The organism is Stenotrophomonas sp. 610A2 (assembly GCF_030549615.1).
In the GTDB taxonomy this organism is placed as follows: Bacteria; Pseudomonadota; Gammaproteobacteria; order Xanthomonadales; family Xanthomonadaceae; genus Stenotrophomonas; species Stenotrophomonas pigmentata.
The window spans coordinates 1,758,679-1,783,708 of sequence record NZ_CP130832.1 but is presented as its reverse complement, the minus strand read 5'-3'; the positions used below and the strand labels follow the sequence as shown (position 1 = coordinate 1,783,708).

Annotated in this window: 19 protein-coding genes and 1 tRNA gene; 9 read left to right on the top strand and 11 right to left on the bottom strand. The window is 65.0% G+C overall.

Annotation, left to right across the window (positions count from 1 at the left end; genetic code table 11):
• The first annotated feature begins 3 nt into the window (after positions 1-3).
• The 9 genes from Q5Z11_RS08030 to Q5Z11_RS07990 all read left to right on the top strand — a co-directional run bounded on the left by Q5Z11_RS08030 (position 4) and on the right by Q5Z11_RS07990 (position 11,035).
• Complete coding sequence (locus tag Q5Z11_RS08030; RefSeq protein WP_303749510.1) at positions 4-762, top strand: phage tail tube protein; 759 nt, start codon at positions 4-6, stop codon at positions 760-762.
• A gap of 3 nt (positions 763-765) precedes the next feature.
• Positions 766-1,287 (top strand): DUF6631 family protein, encoded by a 522-nt coding sequence (locus Q5Z11_RS08025; RefSeq protein ID WP_303749509.1) that lies wholly within the window; start codon positions 766-768, stop codon positions 1,285-1,287.
• Positions 1,288-1,417: 130 nt separating this feature from the next.
• Positions 1,418-4,705, top strand: coding sequence for a phage tail length tape measure family protein (locus tag Q5Z11_RS08020; protein WP_303749508.1), 3,288 nt, complete (start codon positions 1,418-1,420; stop codon positions 4,703-4,705).
• On the top strand, positions 4,702-5,901 hold the full coding sequence (locus tag Q5Z11_RS08015; RefSeq protein ID WP_303749507.1) for a hypothetical protein: 1,200 nt from the start codon (positions 4,702-4,704) through the stop codon (positions 5,899-5,901). Before Q5Z11_RS08020 ends, Q5Z11_RS08015 begins: the two co-directional genes overlap by 4 nt.
• Positions 5,891-6,727 (top strand): phage BR0599 family protein, encoded by an 837-nt coding sequence (locus Q5Z11_RS08010; protein WP_303749506.1) that lies wholly within the window; start codon positions 5,891-5,893, stop codon positions 6,725-6,727. The genes Q5Z11_RS08015 and Q5Z11_RS08010 overlap by 11 nt, the downstream gene beginning before the upstream one ends.
• Entirely contained in the window at positions 6,727-7,071 is a 345-nt protein-coding gene (locus Q5Z11_RS08005) for a hypothetical protein (RefSeq protein ID WP_303749505.1), read from the top strand. Before Q5Z11_RS08010 ends, Q5Z11_RS08005 begins: the two co-directional genes overlap by 1 nt.
• A complete protein-coding gene (locus Q5Z11_RS08000) occupies positions 7,068-7,292 on the top strand; it encodes a hypothetical protein (RefSeq protein ID WP_303749504.1) in 225 nt (74 codons plus the stop codon). Before Q5Z11_RS08005 ends, Q5Z11_RS08000 begins: the two co-directional genes overlap by 4 nt.
• Positions 7,282-10,113 carry a phage tail protein gene (locus tag Q5Z11_RS07995; protein WP_303749503.1) on the top strand — a complete coding sequence of 944 codons (2,832 nt, stop codon included), beginning with the start codon at positions 7,282-7,284 and terminating at the stop codon, positions 10,111-10,113. Before Q5Z11_RS08000 ends, Q5Z11_RS07995 begins: the two co-directional genes overlap by 11 nt.
• 13 nt (positions 10,114-10,126) lie before the next feature.
• A complete protein-coding gene (locus tag Q5Z11_RS07990; RefSeq protein WP_303749502.1) occupies positions 10,127-11,035 on the top strand; it encodes a hypothetical protein in 909 nt (302 codons plus the stop codon).
• Here the strand turns inward: Q5Z11_RS07990 and Q5Z11_RS07985 are convergent.
• From Q5Z11_RS07985 to Q5Z11_RS07935, 11 genes are all read right to left on the bottom strand, one after another.
• A complete protein-coding gene (locus Q5Z11_RS07985) occupies positions 11,004-12,050 on the bottom strand; it encodes an acyltransferase family protein (protein ID WP_303749501.1) in 1,047 nt (348 codons plus the stop codon). The genes Q5Z11_RS07990 and Q5Z11_RS07985 overlap by 32 nt on opposite strands.
• A gap of 225 nt (positions 12,051-12,275) precedes the next feature.
• Positions 12,276-12,352 (bottom strand) — tRNA-Asn (locus Q5Z11_RS07980).
• Between the two features lie 24 nt (positions 12,353-12,376).
• Positions 12,377-12,847, bottom strand: coding sequence for a 23S rRNA (pseudouridine(1915)-N(3))-methyltransferase RlmH (gene rlmH / locus Q5Z11_RS07975; protein WP_303749500.1), 471 nt, complete (start codon positions 12,845-12,847; stop codon positions 12,377-12,379).
• Positions 12,848-12,928: 81 nt separating this feature from the next.
• Positions 12,929-13,348, bottom strand: a complete 420-nt coding sequence (gene rsfS / locus Q5Z11_RS07970) for a ribosome silencing factor (RefSeq protein WP_282269796.1) — start codon at positions 13,346-13,348, stop codon at positions 12,929-12,931.
• 59 nt (positions 13,349-13,407) lie between these two features.
• The gene (nadD, locus tag Q5Z11_RS07965; RefSeq protein WP_303749499.1) at positions 13,408-14,118 is read right to left on the bottom strand and encodes a nicotinate-nucleotide adenylyltransferase; all 711 of its coding nucleotides are present in this window, start codon (positions 14,116-14,118) and stop codon (positions 13,408-13,410) included.
• On the bottom strand, positions 14,119-15,162 hold the full coding sequence (holA, locus tag Q5Z11_RS07960; protein ID WP_303749498.1) for a DNA polymerase III subunit delta: 1,044 nt from the start codon (positions 15,160-15,162) through the stop codon (positions 14,119-14,121).
• Positions 15,163-15,205: 43 nt separating this feature from the next.
• Entirely contained in the window at positions 15,206-15,811 is a 606-nt protein-coding gene (locus tag Q5Z11_RS07955; RefSeq protein WP_303749497.1) for an LPS-assembly lipoprotein LptE, read from the bottom strand.
• A gap of 91 nt (positions 15,812-15,902) precedes the next feature.
• On the bottom strand, positions 15,903-18,665 hold the full coding sequence (gene leuS, locus Q5Z11_RS07950) for a leucine--tRNA ligase (RefSeq protein ID WP_303749496.1): 2,763 nt from the start codon (positions 18,663-18,665) through the stop codon (positions 15,903-15,905).
• A gap of 201 nt (positions 18,666-18,866) precedes the next feature.
• Positions 18,867-19,469 carry a DUF998 domain-containing protein gene (locus Q5Z11_RS07945; RefSeq protein WP_303749495.1) on the bottom strand — a complete coding sequence of 201 codons (603 nt, stop codon included), beginning with the start codon at positions 19,467-19,469 and terminating at the stop codon, positions 18,867-18,869.
• A gap of 110 nt (positions 19,470-19,579) precedes the next feature.
• Positions 19,580-20,356 (bottom strand): OmpA family protein, encoded by a 777-nt coding sequence (locus Q5Z11_RS07940; protein WP_303749494.1) that lies wholly within the window; start codon positions 20,354-20,356, stop codon positions 19,580-19,582.
• Between the two features lie 56 nt (positions 20,357-20,412).
• Positions 20,413-24,924 (bottom strand): ESPR-type extended signal peptide-containing protein, encoded by a 4,512-nt coding sequence (locus Q5Z11_RS07935; RefSeq protein ID WP_303749493.1) that lies wholly within the window; start codon positions 24,922-24,924, stop codon positions 20,413-20,415.
• Positions 24,925-25,030 lie beyond the last annotated feature (106 nt).

The window sequence follows — 25,030 nt, the reverse complement described above, 5'->3', positions numbered from 1 at the left end:
TCAATGAAAGACTTCAGTTTCCAGGGCAAGGTGTACCTCGGTGCACGGCTTGCCGGCGGCAAGCCCGGCGCGCTGCGCTGGGTGGGCGACGCACCGCGCTGCGACGTGTCGCTGAGCACCGACTCCGAGACCCGCCGCGAGAGCTACTCCGGCCAGCGCCTGACCTCGGCCCGCCTGCAGCGCGGCAGCGATGCCGAAGTGGCGCTGACCCTGAACTGGGCCAATGCTGAGAACCTGGCCCTGGGCCTGTACGGCGAGGTCAATACGGTCGCGGCCGGCAGCGTCACCGGCGAGTTACTGCCGACCGGCCTGATTGCCGGCGACATCGTCGCTCTGGACCACGGCGGCGTGAGCTCGCTGGTGGTGACCGACAGCAACGGCACGCCGGCCACCCTGACCGCCGGCACGCACTACGCGCTGGACTCGGAGAACGGCGGCGTGCTCCGGATCATCAATCCGGCTTCCTTCACCCAGCCCTTCAAGGCCGCGTACTCGCACACCGAAAGCCAGGACGTGACCATGTTCACGACCAAGCCGCCGGAACGCTACCTGCTGCTGGACGGCATCAACACCCTGGACGGTTCGCCGGTCAAGGTGCGGTTGTACCGGGTGCAGTTCGATCCGGCATCGAGCATCCCGATGATCAACGAGAGCTTCGGGCAGCTGGAACTGTCGGGCGCGGCGCTGTACGACGACGAGGCCTCGCTCGACGACGAGCTCGGTGGCTTCGGCAAGATCGAACAGTCCGCGGCGGTGGCCTGATTCATGGCCCGCAAAACGACCCCTCGCAAGGTCGACGCCGCCGCCGAGGCTTCCTCGGCGGCGACGGCCTTGGTCGAGATCAAGCCCGACGTCACCCTGACCATCGCTGGCCGCACGCTCACCATCCGCGAGTACGGATTCTTCGAAGGCCTTGCCATCGCGCACAAGGCGCAGCCGCTGATTGCTGCCATGTTCGCCATGTGCCAGGACGGCAACCTGCAGTACTCGCGAATCCGCCGCCTCTTCGGCGTCCACCAGGACCTGGTCATCGAGATCGCGGCGCAGGCCGCCGATGTCGAGCCCGAGTGGGTGCGCGGCCTTGAGAAGAACCCGACCGACGCGGAACTTTTCCTTGACAGCTGGTTCGCGGTGAACAGCAGTTTTTTCGTGCACGAGGCCGTCGTGGAAATGCGGGAGGCGCGACAACGCGCGGCGATGTCGACTGGTTCGACGCCTTCGCCCGGATCTCCGCCGCCGGCCTCGGCGACTTCGACCGCATCGGCCGCTTCACCGAGCGGCAGCTGAAAGGCTTCCTGGCATCACTGAGGAAGCAGGAGCGAGAGCGACGGGCGAACTTCATCGAAGACACCGCGATCGCAATGTGGGACGGCAAGGGCGCACGTGACCGCGTCCGGTCATTGAGGAAACGCTGACGGTGGCCAATCGCGACTTCGAAATCGATATGCGGATGAAGGCGGACTTCGCGGCGGCACGCCGCGAAGTCACCGGTACCGAGGGCGACCTGCGCAGCCTTGGCGACGCCGCTGTCGAAGCGACCGACAAGATCAACAAGAGCGGCAGCGGATCCGGCACGGACAACCGCATCCGCGACATGGTGCGCCGGTCGCTCGCTGAGCTCGAGGCGGCGCGTGCGCAGATCGAGGCGGACCAGAGTGCCGCTGGAACAGGCCGCAGCGGTGCGGCCGCCGCTACGCTCGAGCAGGCCCAGGCGCAGCAGGCCTACGTGGCCGCCAGCCGGGCCACGCAGCAAGCGGTCACGGCCGAGATCGGGCTGATCTCGGAACTCCAGGAGCGGCTCGGCCGCAGCGCCACCAGCATCGACGACCTGGCCGACACCGAGGCGCGCCTCGACGTCGCGATGCGCAAGGGCCTGGTCACGGCGGAGGAATACGACGAGGCACTGGAGAAGCTCGGCGCCGAGCAGGACCGCCTCAACAAGGAAACCGAGAAGAGCGGCAAGGCGATCGAGGGCACGGTCGGGCGCTACGACAAGGCGGGCGCCTCGCTGCAGCGCCTCGCGCGCGACGAGGCACAGCTGAAGGCGGCGGTCGACGCCGGCCGCATTTCCCGCGAGCAGTACAACCGCGCGATGGCGACCATCGGCGCCGAGCGCACGCGCCTCACTGCAATCCGAGACGGCGCGGCGCAGTCGGCGAATGCGATGCGCACCCTGAACACCGAGTCGCTCGGTGTCCAGCGCAACCTGTCCCAGCTGGTCAGCTACGGCGTCACCGGCCAGTGGCAACTGGCCGGCAACCAGCTGCTGCAGCTGGGCAACCAGGCTGGGCTGGCGGGGCGGCTGTTCTCCGGCGCCGGCCTGGCGATCGGCGGCGTCACCCTGGTCGTGGGCGGGCTCACCGCGGCGCTGGTCACGAACTACCTGCAGATGCGCGCGTTCGATAACGCGCTGATCGCCACCGGCAACTACGCGGGCACGACGGCCGGTGCGCTGGCAGACATGCGCAACCAGGTGGGCGAGTCCACGGGCGACTTCGCTGCGGCGCAGACGTCGCTCGAGGCGCTGACCGCGTCAGGCAAGTTCACCTCGGACTCGCTGCAGAGCGCCACGCAGGCGGCCGTGGGTCTTGCCCAGCTGACTGGAAAGAGCATCGAGGACACCACGAACCAGGTGATCGCGCTGGCCAAGTCGCCGACCGCGAGCCTGGTCGAGTTGAACGAGCGCTACCACTTCCTGACGCTGGAGGTCTACGAGAACGTCAAGTCGCTCGAGGACCAGGGTCGGGCTCAGGACGCGACGAAGGCCGCTACCGAAGCCCTTGCTCAAGTGACCGCGTCGCGCGTGTCCGAGATGCGGGCGAATGCCGGCACGCTCGAGCGCGCCTGGTACGACGTGCGCGACGCGGCGCGCAGCGCCTGGCAGATGATCAAGGACATCGGCCGCGAGGATGCCGAGGCCCGCATCGCCGCGGGCCAGCGTGGCATCCTGATGGCGAACCAGCAGCGTGCTGAACTCGCCGAGAACGTCCGGCTCGGGATCCTCACCCAGGCGCAGGCCGACAAGGCCAACCAGGCGCTGCGCGAGCGCATCGCGAACGAACAGAAGAACATCGCGCAGTGGCAGGAACGCAAGGACCTGCAGGATGCGACGGCGAAGGCCGCGGCCGAAGAACAGCAGCTGCAGGACAAGGCGGTCAGCGCCGCGGCGTCGATCGACCGCGACATCGCGCGCATCGACAAGAAGGTCGAGCGGCAGCAGAGACTCAACAAGCTGATCGAGCAGTACAACGTCATCGCGGCCGTCGATCCGAACGACTCACGCCTGTATGACGGCTCATACGAGCGCCTGAAGAAGGCCATCGAGGACGAGACCGAAGAGAAGAAGTCCCGCACGCCGCGCGGCCCCAAGGCCACGGATCCCAACGACGCCGCCCTGCGCGAAGTCGAGAACCTGGAGAAGCAGATCGCGCTGCTGGGCGATCTGTCCGAAGGTGAAACCAAGGTCAGCGAGGCGGCGCGGATCCGCTACGAGATCGAGGAAGGCGCGTACCGGAACGCCAGCGAGGCGGTGAAGCAGCAACTGGTCGACAACGCGCAGCTGCTGGACAGCGAGCGCGCCAAGCGCGAGGAGGCCACCAAGCAGAAGCGGGAGCTCGAGGATACAAAGCGCTCCTATGAGCAGCTGCAGGACGCGCTGCGCACGCCGGCCGAGGCCGCTCTGGAAGGAGCAATCGCGCAGGTCGAGACGCTCAACAAGGCCCTGAAGGCCGGCATCGCCGATTCCGCGGCCTACGACGCGTCGATGGGACGGATCGTCAGCGGCGCGTTCGACAAGGCACCGAAATTCGAAGGCTTGGCACCGGAGATCGGCGGGGCGTTCGGTGAGCTCGGCAAGATCGGCGAGGCTCGCGCCGAACTGGAGAAGTGGTACCAGGATCAGCTGGCGCTGCTCAGCCAGTTCCGTGCGCAGAAGATCGGCGTTGAGGCGCAGTGGAACGCGCAGGAGCAGGCCCTCACCGCGCAGCACCAGGACGCGCTGCGCCAGATCGAGTCGGCGCGCCAGCAGGCGATGCTGGCCGGCGCGTCGGCGACCTTCGGGCAGCTGGCGGACATCTCCAAGGCTTACGGCGGCGAACAGAGCAAGACCTACCGCGCCCTGTTCGCCATCAGCAAGGCCTTCGCGGTCGCGCAGGCGGCCGTCGCGCTGGCGCAGAACGTGGCCGAGGCGAGCAAGGCCGGCTTCCCTCAGAACATCGGCTTCATCGCCGGCGCCCTGGCGCAGGGTGCGCAGATCGCCTCGTTGCTGTCCCAGGCGAGCTACGACGGCGGCAGCGGCTTCGCGGAGGGCGGCTGGACCGGCCCCGGTTCGAAATGGCAACCCGCCGGCATCGTGCACGCCGAGGAATTCGTTAACCGCCGCGAGGTGGTGCGCCAGCCGGGCGCCCGCGCGTTCCTCGAGGACTTCAACAATCGCGGGATGGACGCGCTCTACGACTGGCGCGGATACGCCGACGGCGGCTTCGTGGAACCTGACGCCCGCCTGGCCGGCCCCCGGTGGGAGCAGCACCCGAGCGCCGCCAACGGCGGACTGGCCCCGACCGTCAACGCCAACACGCGCGTACTGAACTTCCTCGATCTCGACCAGCTGGCGCAGGCGCTGGCGAACAACCGCGAATTCGAGCGCACCCTGGTCAACGGGGTCGTGGCCAACGGCAACAGCATCCAGGCGGGGTGGCAGGAATGAGCTACACCTCCGCCGGTCCCGTGCCTTGGCCCGTCCCGCCCGACTGGAGCAGTGGCGTCCGCGAGACTCTGGCGTGGCTCACGGACATCCTGCGGTCCAACCGCACTGGCTACACCCAGCACCGGCAGCTGCGGCTCAGCCCCCGCCGCACGTTCACTTTCGACGTCCTGGCCGAGGCTCAGGCGCGCCGCGTAGCGGACGCCCTCTTGTTCGACCGCGGCACCAAGCTGTGGGCGCTTCCGATCTGGCACGACGTCCAGCGCCTGCTGAGCCCGGTCGCGGTCGGGGCGACGATCGTTCCTTGCCGCACCACCGCCTTCGAGTTCCGGGAAGGCGGCCAGGCGATGCTGTGGCGCTCGGTGAACGCCTTCGAGGTGGTGACCATCGACGCGGTGCTGGGCGACAGCCTGGCGCTCCTGCAGCCACTGGGCGCGTCGTGGGGCGCCGGCACCCGCCTGTACCCGCTGCGGGCTGCGCGGGTGCTGGACGGCTCGCAGGAGAGCGCCTGGAACGATGTCGCGGGCAAGCGCAGCGTCAGCTTCGAGATCGCGGAGGTATGCGACTGGCCGGCCGAGTTGCCGGCATCGACCTACCTCGGGTTCCCCGTGCTCGAGCACCGGCCCGACGAAGGCTCCGACCCGACGGCCAGCTATTCGCGACAGATCGAGGTGGTGGACGAGGGGAGCGGCCTCCCCTCGGTATTCGACCTCGCCGGGCGCGCCTTCCGGAGTGCGTCGCATCGCTGGCTTATGGACGGCCGCGCCGAGCACGGCGCCGTGCGCTCGCTCCTGTACGGCTTGGCCGGCCGTGCGGTGCCGCTGTGGGTGCCAAGCTGGGCGGCCGACATCAAGGTGGCCGCCACCATCGCGGCGGACAGCACGGTCCTTGTCGTTGAGTGGTGCGGCTACACGTTGTTCGGCCGACAGCAGGCGGGCCGCCGGGACATCCGCATCGAGCTCAAGGACGGCACGGTCTTCTATCGCAGGATCACCGGCTCGGGCGAGGCAGGCGAGTTCGAGAGCCTGACGCTCGCCTCGGCCTTGGGCGCCACGATCGCGCCTTCGCGGATCCGGCTGGTGTCGTTCATGAGCCTGTGCACCCAGGCGAGCGACGAGGTCGAGATCGAACACCAGACCGATGTCGACGGCATCGGCGTTTGTGACCTCAGCTTCACGGCGGTGACCGATGACGTTTAGCCTGCGCGAGATCAGCCGCTGGTTCGGCCAGCCGGTGGCGCATTTCCGCTTCGAGCGCGGCACGCTTGTGGAGCGGTATACCAGCGCGGATCGCACGATTCTCATCGGTGGCGAGGAATACAACCCGATCAGCATCGCCCGCGGTCCGATCCGAGAGGGCGTCGACGCCAAGCGCAGCAACGTGACGATCACGCTTCCGCTCAAGGTCGGCGAGGACGACGTCGCCATTGCCTCGTGGTGGCGGCCGTACCCGCCAAGCGATCCGGTCATCGTCACCTGCATGGCCCAGCACTATGGTGATGCGGACGTGGCCACGGAATGGATCGGCCGCGTCGTCGCGCCTTCCTACACGGACACCACGCTGAAGCTCACCTGCGAGCCATCGCGTACGTCGGGGCGGCGCAGCGGCCTGCAACTCAAGTGGCAGCGAGGCTGTCCGTTGGCGCTGTACAGCCAGGGCTTGGGCATGTGCAACGTCGATAAGGAATTGCACGCTCTGCCAGCGGTGCTTACCGGCGTCACGGGGCTGATGCTGACGGCACCGGAGTTTGCGACGCTACCCGTGGGGCGCCTCGCCGGTGGCTACATCGAATGGACGCGGCCCGACGGTCTGAAGGAGTTCCGCACGATCATGGAGCACACGGGCGCCGCGATCGTCGTCAACTACGGTGCGGCAGATCTCTCCGTCGCGCTGGAGGTCGTCGCGTACCCAGGGTGCGCACACAACTGGGCCGACTGCACCGGCTACTTCGAGAACGGCGACAACTACGGTGGGTCGATGTACCTACCGGTCAAGAACATCTTCGACGGAAATCCGGTGTGGTGATGCGCTCACTCCAAGCCAAGCGCCTGCGCGCACTCCTGATCGCGATCGCCTACGAGGCCCGCGCCCGCGTGTATGCCACGAAGTACGTGGGTGGTCGACCAGTCTCCGCAGCTTACGTGCAGATCATTTGGGCGATCGTGGTTCTAATCATTTCGCTGCTGGTCTCGTACGCGATGCGGCCGAAGCCGCAGAACCAGGAGGCGCAAAAGGGCAACGCGCCAACCGTCAAGGACGGCAAATCCATGATCCGCATCTACGGAACGGTGTGGGTCGACGACTCCATCGTGCTCGGCTGGAAGCCCGCCGGCACCGATGCGATTCGCAAGAAGAGCGGCAAGAAATGATCGTGCGCATCGAGCACCTGAGGACGATCACCGGCTTCGGGCCCCGGCCCGGACTGTGCGCGTCCGGCAGCCGCGCATGGTTCGCCCGCCACCAGTTGGACTGGTCGGACTTCGTAAGAAATGGCATCGCCTCCGAGCGCCTCGAGGCGACAGGCGACGGATTGGCGCTGGCGCTCGTGAAGCACGCCAGGCAACAAGAAGAGGCAGAGCATGGGCGGTAGCAGCAAGAAAACCACGGTCGGGTACTGGTACAAACTGATCATGCATTTCGGGTGGTGCAAGGGCCCGATCGATGCGTTCCTGGAGTTCCGCGGCGGCGATCGCACGGCCTGGCGCGGCGAGCTCACCAGCAGTGGCCAGATCTACATCAACGCCGCCAACCTGTGGGGTGGCGAGACGTCGGAAGGCGGAATCACCGGAACGTTTGACGTGCGCTTCGGTGAGCAGAGCCAGTCGCCGAGCAGCTACTTGGCCGCTCAGTTGGGCCCCGAGCAGAGCGCCTACCGTGGGCGCGCCGGCGGCGTGTTCCAGGGCGGTCGCTACGGTGCCTTCAACCCGTATCCGAAGCCGGCCTCCTTCAAGCTGCGGCGGATACTCAAGGGGTGGGACAACGACGAGTGCTGGTACCCGGAGGTTGCCGAGATCGGCCTGGTAGCGCCGTCGTCCGTAGCCGTCTACTTCGCGCTGGATCTGTCTGGCTCGATGGACACGATCACGCCGAACGGGCAGAGCCGGCTGACCAACATGAAGTCGGCGATCAACTCGTCGCTGGACTTCATCGGCTCCCTGATTGCCGAGCGTGGCGTGACGACCGACATCATGATCGTCGGCTTCGGCACCTACCCAAGTGGTCGCGCCTCGATTCTCCGACGCGATGTTGACAGCAGCGACATCGACGACCTGAAGGCGTGGGTGAGCGCCCGGTCATCGTCGTACTCGACATACTTCACCGCCGGCGTGATGGATATGCCTGACTTCTATGCAGGCGCTCCAGGCGACGCGAAGCGAGTGGCATTTTTCGTCACCGATGGGGAACCCGCAGATGCGGGCTCCGGCATGACGGCCGCGCAGATCGCCGCCGAGGCCGGAGCGGTCGTCAACGGTGTCACCGCGCTGGCTTGCTACGGGATGAACATCGACCTGTCGGACACCACGTATACCGAGTACGTCGACAACACGCCGAACGACGGTGTTCCTGTGATCGAGGGTGACGACCCTGGCGCGATCACCGCCGTGGTTGTCCAAGCGATGCTTGGCGGCATGCGCGGCATGAACCCCGCGCACGTGATCTACGACTGCCTCACGTCGGCGGACATGCAGGGCGAACCGGTTGCAGCCATCAACGACGACAGCTTCCGCGCGGCGGCCCAAAAGCTGTACGCCGAAGGCTTCGGCATCTGCACCAAGTATGACTCTGACAGCGAATCGCTCGAGGACTTCCGGCAGCGGATCTGCAACGTCATCGGCGCCAGCTGCACGCGCAGCCGCGTTGACGGGCAGTGGTACCTCGACCTGATCCGCGGCGTTCACGACCTCGACGCTCTGCTGATCCTGACGGACGACGACATCATCGAATTCGAGGAGGATCCATCCACCCTCGACGATGCGGTCAACCAGGTGGTGGTCGCATGGTTCGATCCGGAGCGGAAGGAGGATCGCGCGACGTCTCCGCAGCATTCGCTCGGCGCGATCGCGGCGGTCGGCGGGGTCCGCTCCGAGACGATCGAGTACCCCGAGATCCCGATCGAGAGCCTGGCACTCCGCGTTGCAGCCCGAGACCTCCGAAGCAAGGCGACACCCTTAAAGCGCTTCACGCTGACCACCAACCGGAAGCCCCACGCGCTTCGGCTCGGGCAGTTCCTGCGCCTGCAGCTTCCGTTGCGGGGGATCGCAGACATGGTGTGCATGGTCGGGGACATCGACACTGGAATCCTACGGTCCGGCTCGATCAAGCTGGTGGCAGTGCAGGACGTGTTCTCGATGCCGGACACCACCTATATCGTGGGCGAGCCTGGGGTTGACACGACGCCATCGACGAAGCCGCAGGTGCCTGCTCAGCAGCTTGCGTTCGAAGCTCCGTACGTCGAACTCGCCGGCACACTCTCGCCAGGCGACCTGGCTGTGCTCGCCGTCGACGCCGGGTTCCTCGCGACCGTCGCCAGGCGGCCGGGGACGGGTATCAACTACGCGCTCTGGACGGCGCCGCCGGCGTCCGACTACGGCGAAGTCGGAACATTCGACTGGTGCCCGACCGCATTGTTGGTCGAGGCGGCGTCACGGACTGACACGGCGTTCACCCTGGCCGGCGAAAGCGATCTCGGCCAGGTGGAGGTCGGCACTGCTGCGCTGTTGGGCGCGGAGATTGTACGCGTCGACGCGATCGACCCGGTGGCTGGCACGCTCACCCTGGGGCGCGGCTGCGCGGACACGGTGGCCATCCCGCACGAGGCTGGGCAGCGGATCTGGTTCTACGATGCGTGGTCCGGCGCGGACACCCGTGAGTACTCGGACGGCGAGACGGTGTCAGCCAAGGCGCTCACGCGCACCAGCAGCGAGATGCTCGCACTGTCGGAGGCGCCGGCGTTGACCTTGGAGATGCAGGGCCGCGCAGGACGTCCCTACCCGCCGGCCGGCGTCAAGTTGAACGGCGAAAGCTACCCGACCAGCGTCGGGGCCGACTTGGTATTCACGTGGAAGCACCGCGATCGCGTGCTGCAGGCCGATACGCTGGTGGACGTCACGGCGGCGAGCATCGGCCCTGAGCCGGGGACGACCTATACGGTGCAGCTGTGGAATAGCGACATGTCGCTGCTGGTGGCCGAATCCGCAGGCGTTACCGGCGACACCACCACGATCCAAATCGAGGATATCAACGCGTCCCCGGTCATTGCGAAGGTGTTCTCCGTGCGCGACGGCCTGGGTAGCTTCACCTCCCATCAATGGGAGATCGAGATTCCTGTGACGCCCATCCAGTTCATTTTTACCGACGAACCGTACATGCCGCCGGCTGGCGATGCAGTCGAGTTTATTTTCGAACCTTGAGAGGAACCAAGAAATGGCCAACATCGCACTGGTCACGAAAGATAAGACTAACGTCGCCGCGACCAACACGAAGGCTGCGATTGAGGGAATGGGGCACACAGTAACGTCGTTCAACATGAGCGAGGTTACGGCAAGCAACTTGCTTTCTTTCAATCTGATTGTGATGCCTCGCGCTTTAACGGACGATGCGAGCTATGCAACGATGAAGATGTATATCGCTGCCTACTTGAACAGCAGTGGCATCCCTGTATTGGTGGGACTCTTCGTTCCCACAACTGGCGGTACCGTGACCACGGGTTGGTTGGCAGACCTCAAGTTGGCCGACAAGGCTACAAACGTTGGATCGGGATCCAGTTCTCCGACGACTGTCCGGGCGTCATCTCCCCATGCAGTTTGGTCAGCCGTCTCCGTCACGCCGCCGGCTGACTATTCCGTTGTGACCGCGACCGACAATGTAGATACCGTGGCTCCTGGCGATCCGTATGTAGGTAGCGCGATTGCGGTGGTGTCGTCGACCGATAACAAGATCACCATGCTTATGGCCGAGCGTGGATCGATCGACCGCAGTGGGGGTTCCTTTGGGGCTAAAATTGCCTTCATTGGTTGGCTATACGGGCGCATAGGGTACTCGGCGAACGGTCTAGCACTTTTGGACGCGGTGATCGACTGGGCCCTTGCTCCACCGGCACAGATTATTGGATCCGTAAAGGACGAAGCCGATGCTCCGCTGGCCCGAATCGTAAGGGCCTATGTGCGTGCGACGGGTGCTTATGCTGGATCTGCGACCAGCAGTGCGGTCGATGGGACTTTCACCATCGATGTCGCATCGTCAGCTGAACTACATTACGTGGTTGCGCTGGATGATCTGTCTGGCGAGAAGAACGCGCTTGTCAAGGATCGAGTGATGCCCTATGTGGCGTAATACCCGGTTGTCCCCGTTCTTCACTTGCCCGGTAGGCCGCTGTCCGGTTCCTGTGGCGCCACCGCTGCAAGGGAAGGTCGATGAAGTGGTAGGTAACTGCAGCGGCTCCGATCGACAACCCGAGGCTCCAGGCGAACGTACCTTCCCATCCGATCTGTGGACGCAGCCAAACTGCTATCGGAAAGTGCCAGAGATAGATGCCATAGGACAATTTCCCAATGTAGACCATTGGGGCGGCTGACAGCAGCCGATGAGAAGGGGTTGCGCGCGCGGTAAGGATCATCAAGGCTGTTGCGAGTTCAGCGACAGGAATCGCGGTCACAAGACCTGCAACTTGTCGATGGGCTCCACCGACGATAACCAAGACTATCGCTGGCCAGGCGAACCAAGACCATCTTCTCACCAGCGCATGCTCGCCGACATAGCTCAGCATCGCGCCGAGAACCAGGCCGCTGAGCCTGGTGTCAAAACGGTAGTAGGTCATATCCCATCCCAGCCAGATGGCATTTGTGACGCGCCAAACCGTTGCAGCAACGTAAATCATGGCAAGGGTCGCTACCGGATTGCGAGCCCTGACGACCATAGGCAGAGCTAAGGGCCAAAGCAGGTAGAAGTGCTCCTCAACAGAAAGTGACCATGTGTGACGCAGCACTTCGGGTGCTTGCCAGAACGCGGAACTGTAGTCCGTCAAATACATAGCGGCCAAGAGGACAGACTGACCCGCGGGTTCATCAGGCCAGAGCGAGGGGGCCGCCGCCAAAAATGCGACCAGGACCAGAGCCAGCGAAGGGTATAGCCTTAGGAATCGATGCCCATAGAAGCGGGCGACCCGAATGCTACCGTGCTGTTCAATCTCACCTCGAAGGATCGACGTGATAAGGAATCCGGAAAGCACGAAGAAGACATCTACGCCAACGAACCCGCCGCGTGCAAGTGGCGTTGTCGCATGAAACGCAACTACCGCAAGGATCGCGATAGCCCTGATTCCGTCCAGGCTCGGATTGTATCTAAGCATGCGCCCCCCTGTTCGCAAGTGCGAGTGTATTCCTATCGGGGTCCACTACACGATCGGCCGCGCGGGGCGCGGGGCGGCCGGCGGCGAGCTGATCAATAAGAATTGGGACGATAGCCAAGCACAGCTTCTATGGGCTGCAGCTAATAGAACAGTGGAATTTTACGTCCGAATTTACGCCGGACAGCGAAAAGGCCGCTTTCGCGGCCTTTAAGCTGTTGAATCTACTGGCGCCCGAAGTTGGACTCGAACCAACGACCCCCTGATTAACAGTCAAGTGCTCTAACCGGCTGAGCTATTCGGGCGGGGAGGCGCATTCTATACGTTAATTACGCGCGATGGTAGGGGTGATTGGCCAACATCGCTGCTGCGCGATACAACTGCTCGGCAACCACCAGCCGAACCAGCATATGCGGCAAGGTCAGCGGGCCTATCGACCACTTCTCATCGGCCACTGCGGATACCTCCGCTGCGTGCCCTTCCGGGCCACCAATCAGGAAGGCCAGGTCGCGTCCCTGCGTGCGCCAGTGCTCCAGACGCTGCGCCAGCTGCTCTGAACTGAGCTGTTTGCCGGGCACATCAAGCGCAACCACATAAGGGTTCTTGGGCAGCGCAGCCAGCACCCGCTTGCCTTCGTCCTCGATCGCACGCTTGGGATCACGGCCCTTGCCGCGCAGGCCCGGTTCGATTTCCACCAGTTCCAGCGGCAGCCAATGCGACAGCCGCTTCTGGTACTCGGCAAACCCCTGCGCCACCCAGGACGGCGCGCGTTCACCGGTGGCGATCAATCTGGCTTTCATGCGTGGCCTCCTATCAGCCTGCACAAACGAAGACGGCGCCCTGCGGCGCCGTCACAGAAACAGAAGCTGCGGCCTTCAGGCTCAGCCAGCATCCTGCTCGTCTTCGTCGTCGTAGGCCGAACGCGGCTGGTCGCCGACGGTCCACAGACGCTCCAGCGCATACAGCTCGCGCACGCGCGGCAGCATGACGTGGACGATGACGTCGCCCAGGTCGACCAGCACCCATTCGGCTTCGCGCTCACCTTCGACACCCAGCGGCATCACGCCCAGGTTCTTGGCGAAACGCACGACTTCCTCGCCAATCGACTTGACGTGACGGGTGGAGGTGCCGGAGACCACAACCATGTAATCAGCAACGCTGGACTTGCCACGGACATCGAGCTCGACGGCATCCCGGGCCTTGATCTCCTCAAGGGCGGAGTGGACGGACGCCAGCAGGGCCGGGACGGAGGGTGCCGGGCTGGGCATTTGGGTCTTGATGACTTGGGCTTCGGTGGTCAAAGCAGCAGAACTCGATGAATTAAGGGGACGATTATAGAGAACCTGGCCGCTGCCGGCATTCACGCCCGCGCGGCACAGCCATAAAGGCCTTGCGCAAGGATGTACTCAGCCACCGGCGAAGGCAACAGATCGCGCCATTGGCCGCCATTGGCAATGGCTTCACGCACCACGGTCGCCGACTCGGCGTGCAGCGGCTGTCGCAGCCGCCAGACCCGGCCGGCCGGGTTGGTGGCCAGTTCGTCGGCCGAACCGGCCCAGGCGGTTTGCAGGCGCTGGCCCAGCTCCGCTGGCAGCTCGCCATCCAGACCGCTGCCAGGACGTTCAGCCACCACGATATGCGCCAGATCGAGCAGGTGTTCCCATTCATGCCAGCTGGGCAGGCCAAGCAGGCTGTCAGCGCCCATCAGCATGGCCAAGGGGCGTTGCGGCCCGATCTGGGCGCGGATGTCGCGCAGGGTATCCACGGTCCACGACGGCACACCCGGCTGCAGCTCGGCGCGCAACAGCTCGCGTTTGTCGACCAGCAGGCTGGGTTCCCCCGCTACAGCGAGTTCCAGCATCCGCGTGCGCTGTTCCGCATTGGCGCCGGGCGGTGCCCGGTGCGGCGGATCGGCCGCCGGCATCAGGTGCACAGGCACCTGCAGCTCGGCCGCCGCGCAGCGGGCGATGGCCAAGTGACCGTTATGAATCGGATCGAAGGTGCCGCCGTACAGCAGCCACAGGCTCTCGGCTGCGCCAGCAGCTGCCGGCGACAGCGCGGCGATACTCATTCAGCGCACGCCACGGACAAGCAGGCGCACTGCCCGGGCCTCCGCCAGCGCGACCAGCAGTCGCTCGAGGGCAAGCCAGGGATCACCGTCCGCCCTGCCCTTGGCCATGCGATCCACCTGCGAGGCCTCGGCGACGAAGCGCTCCCAGCGGCGCGGGTCGGGATGGCGCTGCAGGGCGCGCTTGAACGGCGCCTGCCGCGACTCCCAGATGCCCTTGGATTTCATTTCGGCAGCCAGATTGCCGCCATTAGCTTGAACCCGCGCCAGTCCGGCGGTGATCAACAGCTCGCGGATCAGGATCGGCATCAGCGCGGCGACCGCCTCGCCCTCGGCGCGCAGGCCGGCGACCATCCGCAGCACCGCCGCTGCCTGCCCGGAGAAGGCGGCTTCGCTCAAACGGAACACGTCGTAACGCGCGGCATCAGCCACCAACGATTCCATCTTGGCCACGTCCAGCGATTGGCCATCCGCCAACAAGGCCAGCTTGTCGATTTCCTGTGCTGCAGCCAGCAGGTTGCCTTCAACCCGCTCGCTCAGCCGCTGCACGGCGCCCGGATCGGCACGCAGGCCCTTGCTGCGCAGGCGCCGCTCGATCCAATCACCCAGTTCATGCGGTTTGATCGCCCAGGCCACCGACAACACGCCAACCTTGTTGACGGCCTCGGCCCATTTGCCCTGATGCGCCTTGCTCCATTCGCCAGCGGTGATCAGCAGCACCACATCCGGCGCCGGCCGCGCGCAGAAGTCGCTGATGACCTCGGCGCCCTCTTTGCCCGGCTTGCCATTGGGCAGGCGCACCTCCACCAGACGGCGCGCACTGAAAAGGCTGGGCGCGTTGAAGCTGGAAGCCAGCTGCCCCCAATCGAAGTCGCGGCCATCGGCATCGAATACTTCACGCTCGCCAATACCATCGGCACGCGCCTTGGCGCGCACCGCATCGGCGGCCTCAATCACCCGCAGCAGTTCTGGGCCGGCGATCAGATACACCGGCGCCAAGGGCTGGGAGGCTATCTGGCTGGCCAGTTGTTCCGGTCGCAGCTCCATCGCTCAGGCCTGCCGGGTCTGTGCGGCGTGCAAGAACAGCAACTCAGCGCACCTCACCCGCAGCATCCTGCGCAGGCTTGGGCGCGTCTGTCGCAGCTTCGGCCGGCGTCGGCGCATGCAGGGCCTTTTCCACATCGGCGCGAACCACGCTGTCGATACGACGCAGGATCGAGGCCGACATTTCGCGGCGCAGCTCATCGGCCAGGATTTCGCGTTCGGTGGTGGTACCGGTGGCGTCCTGCGGCGGCGACACGTAGTCACGCGACAGCTCCACCGCCTGTTCCGGCACGATCACGCTGCCATCCGGTCGCAGGAAGCTGAACACCACCGCGTAGCGCAGGCTGTATTCCTGGGCACGGCCCTGGGCATCGATGGCAATGGGCAGGTCGCCCCAACGCTCGGAGCGGATCTGCAGGCGCGCAACCCCGGGGGTCTTGCCGGCGACCGGCAGCGTGTCCCCGTCTTCGACCACGGTGGCGCCGGAAGAACGCAGGCCGCGGTTGAGGAACTTGACCAGTTCGCTGTAACGCACCGCCGAATCCACCTGCACCGCCGGCATATCGGCAGGCAACGCGAGCTTGTTACGCAGATGGAAGCCACAACCGGTGAGGGTGGCGGCAAGAATCAGGGCAGTCAGGTATCGAGTCATGCACACAGTCTGGAGGAGCCGGCCGGGAGCGGCAACAGGCAGCTAGCCTGCCTGATGCCGCGTGAACTGCACTTGAGATACCCGTTGCGGCTTACGCCGCAACGATGTTGACGATCTTGCCCGGCACGATGATGACCTTGCGGATGGTCAGGCCATCCAGGAACTTCGCCGCATTCGGCTCTTCCTTGGCAAGGACCTCGATCTGCTCGCGCGGCGTATCGGCAGCCACATCGATGGTGCCACGCAGCTTGCCGTTGATCTGCACCGCCAAGGTCAGCGAATCCTTGACCAGGGCAGCGGCATCAACCTGCGGGAACGGCTGGTCTTCGAGCAGGGTCTGCTCGTGGCCCAGCAGCTGCCACATCGCATGGCAGGCATGCGGGGTGATCGGGTTCAACAGCAGCACGGCGGCCTGCAGGGCCTCCTGGCGCACCGCACGGCCCTGGGCGCTGGCATCGTCGAACTTGGCCAGTGCGTTCAGCAGTTCCATCACCGCGGCGATGGCGGTATTGAAGGCGTGGCGGCGGCCGTAGTCGTCGCTGACCTTGCTGATGGTCTCGTGGGTCTTGCGGCGGATCGCCTTCTGCTCGGCACTCAGTGCAGCGACATCCAGCGCCGGTGCAACGCCGTCGGCAACATGCTTGTGCACCATTGCCCACAGCCGGCGCAGGAAGCGCGCCATGCCATCGACGCCTGCCTCATTCCATTCCAGCGACTGTTCCGGCGGCGCAGCGAACATCGAGAACAGGCGCACGGTGTCAGCGCCGTACTTGGCCACCATGGTCTGCGGATCGACGCCGTTGTTCTTGGACTTGGACATCTTCTCGACGCCACCGATCACCACCGGCTGGCCGTCTTCGCGCAGGGTCGCACCGGTGATGCGGCCGCGCTCGTCGCGCACCGTGTCCACGTCGGCCGGGTTGAACCAATCCTTGGAACCGTCGCTGTTCTGGCGGTAGAAGGTTTCGGCGATGACCATGCCCTGGCACAGCAGGTTTTGTGCCGGCTCGTTGCTGTCCACCATGCGCGCATCGCGCATCAGCTTGTGGAAGAAACGGAAATACATCAGGTGCAGGATGGCGTGCTCGATGCCACCGATGTACTGGTCGACAGGCAGCCAATAATTGCCGCGCTTGTCCACCGCCTCACGTGCACCCGGCGAGGTGTAGCGGGCGTAGTACCAGCTCGACTCCATGAAGGTGTCGAAGGTATCGGTTTCGCGTTCGGCTGCGCCGCCGCAATCCGGGCAGGTGGTCTTGCGCCACTCCAGGTCGGCCTTGATCGGCGAACCGGTACCGTTGAGCGTCACGTCTTCCGGCAGGATCACCGGCAGCTGGTCTTCCGGCACCGGCACCGCGCCACACTTGTCGCAGTAGATCACCGGGATCGGGCAACCCCAATAACGCTGGCGGCTCACGCCCCAATCGCGCAGGCGGTAGTTGACCCGGCGCTGGCCCTGGGCCTTGCGCTCGAAACGCTCGGCCAGTGCCTCGAAGGCGCCCTGGAAATCCAGGCCGTCAAACTCGGCCGAATTGACCAAAGTTCCGTCCTTGTCAGTAAACGGAAGACGGGTGGATTCGGCAAATCTATTGATTTCTTGGAATAGCGCAGAATCGCCCTCTTTTCCAAACACCACTGATGCCACATCTGTGATGTCCTCCAAAGAGCGTGGATACTCTAACGTCGCGATTCCGAGCTCTGAAAGCTTCGAACGCAGCCCTTGCCATTCCCTAAACTGCTTCGTTGGAGCGATGACATAGCGGATTGGTAGCCCGAACTTGCATGCGACCTCAAAGTCCCGCTCATCGTGCCCCGGCACGGCCATCACCGCACCTGTGCCGTAGCCCATCAACACGAAGTTGGCGACCCAGATCGGCACCTGCTCGCCGCTGACCGGATGGATGGCCTTCAGGCCAGTGTCCATGCCGCGCTTTTCCTGGGTTTCCAGTTCGGCCTCGGAGACACCGCCCTGCTTCAGCTCGGCCAACATGGCGGCCAGCTGCGGGTTGTTTTTGGCGGCATGCACGGCCAGCGGGTGTTCGCCGGCAATGGAGACGAAGCTCACGCCCATCACCGTGTCCGGGCGGGTGGTGAACACGCGCAGCGGATCCAGTGCGGCACCATCCACGTCACGCACGTCGAACTGGATTTCCAGGCCTTCGGAGCGGCCGATCCAGTTGCGCTGCATGGTCTTGACCGACTCCGGCCAGCCCGGCAATTCGTCCAGGCCGTCCAGCAGCTCTTGGGCGTAATCGGTGATGCGCAGGAACCACTGCGGGATCTCGCGCTTCTCGACCAGTGCGCCGGAACGCCAGCCGCGGCCGTCGATGACCTGCTCATTGGCCAGCACGGTGTTGTCGACCGGGTCCCAGTTCACCACCGAGTTGCGGCGATAAGCCAGGCCCTTGCGCATCAGGCGGGTGAACATGCGCTGCTCGTGGACGTAGTAGTCCGGCGTGCAGGTGGCGAACTCACGCGACCAGTCGATCGCGTAGCCCAGCGACTTGAGCTGGCTGCGCATGTGGCCGATGTTGGCGTAGGTCCACTTGGCCGGCGCGGTCTTGTTCTTGATCGCAGCGTTTTCGGCCGGAAGACCGAAAGCATCCCAGCCCATCGGCTGCAGCACGTTATGGCCGGTCATGCGCTTGTAGCGGCTGATGACATCGCCAATGGTGTAGTTGCGCACATGGCCCATGTGCAGCGCACCGGAAGGGTACGGAAGCATCGACAAGCAGTAGAACTTGGGCTTGTCCGAGGTTTCGTTCACCTCGAATGCTTTCTCGGCCTCCCAGAATTTCTGGGCGGCGGCTTCAACCTGCTGGGGATCGTAGATGTTTGGTTCGACGCTGGACATGTCAACGCTGGGCAACGGCAAAGCGGCAAAGGGTACCGCAGTGCATCATTGCACTCCAATCCGGGCGCAGACCAGTATCAAACAAAGCCTGCAGGTCATTGAAATATAGGGCTTTTAAAAAAACGGAGGTTTCTCAAAAGCGCATCATGCGCACCACTTGCGCGTGCCCTGCCCCGATTCGCGGCACCTGGCCCACATCGCTCAGTTGCGTGTTGGCGCCAAACGGGCCGCGCCCGCCAGCCAGATCAGCCAACCCAGGAAGGCCAGGCGCTGCGCCATAGCCACTGGCATGGCGATCTCGAACAGGAAAGCACTGCAGACGATCCATAGTGCGCAGACCATGGTCAGCGTGGACAGCGGCCGCCACGCACTGGCCTTGCCGGCGCCAAAGCGCAAAGCGATGGCGGCGGCGCTGAACGCCAGCAACCACAGCAACCAGGCGCTGGCGTGGAACTGGCTGGCGCGGTTCTCGATATCGTCCACATCCAACGGGAACAACCCCATCGCGGCAAACGCGATTGCAGCCAGCAACAGCATCTGTCCGCCAACCCGCAGCGGGCGCGGGGCAGTGGCAGGCATGCGCAGGATCAGGTCCAGCGCGGCAATCGCAGCCAGCAAGCCCGGCAATACAAACCCCAGCAGACTGAACACCGTGCCGCCGGGGATTCCACGTGCACCCAGCAGCGACACCGGATGGCGCATCTGGTCGTAGCCGTGCAGCTGCGCGCCAAAACCAGCCACCGCCGCAATGAAGACCACCACCGCCAGTGGCCCGGCCCAGGCAATTACCTTGTTCGACTTCAACACAACACACCCTGTCCCGTTCTGGCCGGGGCACGGCTGCCACGGACTACCGGCGGCCATTGTGAGGGCTGCGGGCGACAATCGCATCGCCCGGCGGCCCCACCGTGGAATCAACCGCCCATTCCGGCAATCTCCACCCGCCGGTTCGGCGCCAGGCATTCCACCAGCGCCGCCCCGCTGACCTGCTCACATTCGACCAGCGCCGCAGTGTTGCCGCGCCCCTCGGCGTGCAGTGCCGCTGCCGGAACGCCGTGCTCGACCAGATAGTTGCGCACGCTCTGCGCGCGCCGCCGGGACAGTTCCAGGTTGTAGGCATCGGTACCTATGCGATCGGTGTAGCCGATAACGGTGAGCGACGCCTGCGTCGCGCGGTCCTTCAGCTGCTGCAGGAGCTCATCCAGACGACCGCGGCCGACAGCCGAGAGGTTGGCGCTGTCGAAGGCGAACAAGGCATCGGCCGAGATCCGCAGTGGCGCCACCACCTCCGGCGGAGGCGGCGGCGGTGGCGCGGGTGGTGCGGGAGCTGGCTCCAGCAACGCGGCGCAGCTTGCTGGTTGCCACGCCTGGCCGCTGGCAACGCCGTCCGCGTCAAACCGAACCTGGAACTGGCATTGAATCGGCTCGGCCCCAACCGAACGCCGAAACTTGAAAACGTAGTTCCACTCCCGCACCCCCCACAAACCTTCATTGAACTGTGGTGTACCCAACAACGTCTGGATCTGGCGCTTGTTCATGCCTGGGGCGTATTGCCGCAGGTTGTCGAGATTCACGTAGGTGCCCCCGGCCGGATAGGCACGCGCCGGATCCGGGAATTCTTCACGCAGCTGGCCCTTGCCACAGGCGGTCAGGGTTGCCAGCAACGCCAGTACGGTCCATTTCGTATTCATAGCGTCCTCGATGCGTAGCCATGGTTGTCTACATGCAGGTCACTGCTTTCCCGTGCTCACCACTGGAAGCCGGCGCCTACCGTCACCCCGCCATCGCCACGCGTATTGGCCGAACCACTGAGCTTGTAAATCCAGCGGCCGCCATCAGTGACACCCGACACGCCCACCGCCATGCTGGACTCGCCATGGAAGGTACTGGCAGCCATCGACGCCATGCGCCGACCAGCCTCGGTCGGCTGCGGCAAACCGGCCATGGCCATGGCCGAGGCAACACCGGCAGAAGCACGGTCATCGATGCGCTTCATGTCGCGGCTGACGTCATTGAAGCGCTGATCGGTGTAGTTCTTCGACCAATCCATGACCTCCCCCATGCCCTTGTTGAGTTGTGCCACGTTGACCGCATCGGTCGGCGCAACACCGGTACCAACGTTGTGGATCACCGTGCTGGTGCCGCTGCGGCCCATCGTCACGCTGCCGTAGTTGGTGCTGCCGTCGGTGTTCTGGTCATAGCGCACCGTGCCCTGCTGCGATGCCTGCAACTGCCGCAGGTTCACCGCATCGGTGGCTTCACTGCCGTCTGCGACATTGGTGACCTGGCGCTCGGCACCTGCGGCGCCAACCGACACCGTGTTGGCACGGCTGGCCACCGAGCCTGCGCCCAGGGCGACACTGCCGGCGGCCGATGCATTGGCACCGTCACCGATGGCCACGGACTGGTTGCCGCTGGCAGTGGCCTGCGGACCTGCAGCCACGCTGTCCTGACCAGTGGCAGAAGCTGCCGCTTTGGTCGAATTGACCGCGAAGTAGGCGTTGCCGGCACCACCGTTCTGGATGTTGTCGATGCGCTTGTTGACGTTGACGATGGAGCTGTCCATTGCCGCAAAGGCATCGGTGACATTGCCGAACGTCTGCTGGGTAGCGGCGCCGCCACTGTTGATCGAGGTGATGTTGAAGCTGGCCGAGCTCCACTGGCCGGTGCTGCTGTTGTACTGCATGGTGCCGCCGATCGCGGAAGCCACTGCGTCGTTGGTTGCAGCCAACTGCCCGCCATTGATCGCATCCAGGCTGCCGCTGGTGACACTGCCAGCGGCCACGTTGCCCAGTGCCACCGCCGCGCCACTGCCATCGCCAGTCAGCTGCACTGCATTGGTGGGATTTCCGGCACCATCGGCGACGTATTTCACCGCCAGCGGATCGCTGCCGCCCGGGACGCTGCGCGGCAACAGGTTGCTCAGGTTGAGCAGCGAATCACTGATCGAGCTGAACGCGGTACCGATGTTTCCAAACTGCTGCAGCGAGACCACGCCCAGCACACCGACGCTGTTGATCTGATAGCTCGGTGCGCCGAGCACGCCGCCATTGAAGGTCGCACCGCCGCCCAGATAGGTGGCCATGGATGCACCCACAGCAAACAGCTGCCCACCGTTGACCGCTTCCAGGCTGCCCGCTGCGACCGCACCTGCGGCGAGATTGGCCAGCACCGTGCCACTAACGGCCTGGCCACTGCCCAGCGTCACCTTGCCGTAGTTGACGACGCCATTGAGGTCTTCGTCATAGACCACCGCTGCCAGACCCAGATCATCGATCTGGTCCAGCGCACCGCGCAACTGCTTGACGTTGACCGCATCGGTGTCCTGGCTGCCGGCAGCAACGTGGGTGATCTGCCGCTCGCGACCAACCGAACCAACGGCCACTTCGCCGATGGAGGTCTGCGCCGCGGTCAAGCCGAAGGCTGCGTAGTTGTCCTGGCCACCGCGTGCGGCATTGGACTTGAAGCCCAGCGCCACACTATTGGCCTTGTCTGACGTTGCACCCGCACCCAGCAGCGTCTGCGCATTGGCGGTGCCCTTGGCACTGTCGCCAACCACCACCGAATGCCCAAGCCGCGCATCGTAGTCGGCGGTGGGCACACCGGTCTTGCCGCCGGCCGCGTCGATGAACACCTGGTCTGCCGTCTGTGCAGCCAACCGATGCTCGGCATTGCTGCCGATCACTACTTCCTTGGAACCGTTGGCAAAGGCACCATCGCCGATCAACACCTGGTAATCCTGCGCTGCCGGCACTGCCCAGCACTTGGCGGTCACCACGCCCAGCACATTGAGGCAATCCGACGCCCAGGCCGGTGCGCCATCCGGCAGCAGCAGTCCCAGCAGGCCACCCGGGTCGCCGTTGTTGATGTTGGTGATATAGCTGTCGGAGGTGACACCGCCGATCAGGGTCAGGTGCGAGTTGCTGCCCGTGGCCAGACCACCCAGGCCATCCAGCAGTTCGCCTACCGGAGTCAGGTTCACCGTCGGCAGACCCAGCAACTGCACCTCCGAATAGGTCTGCATCACATTGGTGCTGTTCACCTTCAGGCTACCGCTCTGCATGTACGGATTGCCCCCGAGCAGCGACGTGAGCGGCGAATCCACCAGCTGATTCACCGAGCCCACCAGACCGCCGTTGCCAACGATCATTCCCGACGGACCGGGCGCTGCCGGCACCGCGCTGGGAATCACTGGACTGCCGGTGAGGCTTCCGACCACGTTGGACAGACCGCCGGTAACGCCGCCGACCACACCGCTCAACGCACCGGTCAAACCACCCACACCAGAGCCGGAACCGGTGACGCCGCCCAGCGTATTGCCAGTCGCACCCAACAGCGTGGATGCAGTGTTGTTGACCGTTCCCAGCAGGTTCTGCACGGTGCCAGCCACATCGCCGTCGGCGAGCGCACCAGTCGTGCCCTGCAGCCCGCCGGTCAGCGTGCCAACCGTATTGGTGACGCCTGTACCAAGCGTGGCCGAGCCGGTCACGCCGCCCACCACCGCACCGAGCAGGTTGCCAACGCCACCCAGAACAGGCGCGGCGCCATTGACCAATCCATCCACCACGCCGCCCAGCCCCGTGCCCTTGGTCAGGCCACCGGTCAGATCTTCGACCGAACCCACCGCTCCGGTCACGGTGTCACGCACCGGATTGCCACCCTGCCCAGCACCCGGCAGCAGCACGCCACCCAGGCCAGCAACGCCGCTGCCCAGCTGCCCGGTGAGCGAGGTCACCGTCGTACCGGCATGCGAGGTAAGCGTTTCGACCGCAGCCACCGGCTGGCCAGTCAACACTTCGCCGGTCACTTCCTTGACTGCACCCACTGTTGAAACCAGCGTGCCCTGCAACGGGTTTCCACCCTGCTGGTCAGGCAACAGCGCGTCGACCAGGCCTTCGACGCCGCTGCCCAGATGCTGGGTGAGCGGCGCCACCGTCGTGCCCACATGCGAAGTGAGCGTTTCGACCGCAGCCACCGGCTGGCCAGTCAACACTTCGCCGGTCACTTCCTTGACAGCACCAACCGTTGAAACCAGCGTTCCCTGCAACGGGCTTCCACCCTGCTGGCCAGGCAACAGCGCGCCGACCAAGCCTTCGACGCCGCCGCCCAGATGCTGGGTGAGCGGCGCCACCGTCGTGCCCACATGCGAGGTCAGCGTTCCCACCGCAGCCACCGGCTGGCCGGCAAGCACTTCGCCGGTCAACTCCTTGACCGCCCCAACCGTTGAAACCAGCGTTCCTTGCAACGGGCTTCCACCCTGCTGACCCGGCAACAACGCGCCGACCAGACCTTCGACGCCGCCGCCCAGATGCTGGGTAAGCGGCGCCCCCGTCGTGCCCACATGCGAAGTGAGCGTTTCGACCGCCGCCACCGGCTGGCCAGTCAACACTTCGCCGGTCAACTCCTTGACCGCACCAACCGTTGAAACCAGCGTTCCCTGCAACGGGCTTCCACCCTGCTGACCCGGCAACAACGCACCGACCAGACCTTCGACGCCGGCACCCACATGCTGGGTGAGCGGCGCCACCGTTGTACCCACATGCGAAGTGAGCGTTTCAACCGCCGCCACCGGCTTGCCCGTCAGGACTTCGCCGGTCAGCTCTTTGACCGCACCGGCCGTTGACACCAGCGTGCCGTGCAGCGGGCTACCACCCTCTTCCTTGCCCGGCAGCAGTATCGCGGCAATGCCTTGCAAGCCGGCCCCATTGCCGGTCAGCGGACCAACTGTCGCAGTTACCGTGGCATTGGCAGAAGCCGCCAGCGGCTTCACCGCGAGTGCGGCATCGGTAACCACCGACAACGCTGCTGCCGGTGAATTTGTTCCGCTATGCGGCTGCAACTTCGGCAACGCAGCGCGCACACCGAGTTGTGCGCGTACCGCTGCCGGCGCAGTCGCAACGCGCGGCGTGAGCGCGACTGCCGCCGATGCGTCCACCTGCAGCGCTGCCGGCAGCGTCACCGAGGCGTTGATCGCAGCGCCGGCACCGGCGGCAGGCAACACGGTGGAGACAATCTGCTGCGCGTCGGTGTTGCTGTACTTGGCGAGCAGGTCCTGCAGGTCGGCCAACTTGGCGTCGGTCGCCGCTGCTGGCCCGGCCAAGGCCAGCGCGATGGCGCCAGCCAAACCTGCCAGGCTCCACGACGCTGCCGGCGACAACTTCGCCGGACCCGAGCCCTTGCCTTGTGCACTCGCCAATTCCGACCCCACCACAAACGCATTGAGGGTGCGGTTCCATACCAGCCGATAGATACGGTTCATTTGGGGCCTCCAGCTCAACCCCACCAGGCGTGGAGGGGTTCTCTCTGTGAGGCCAGTACAGCGCTGCGGCGCTGCTTTTTTTACCCGCATCCGGCACACCGATGCG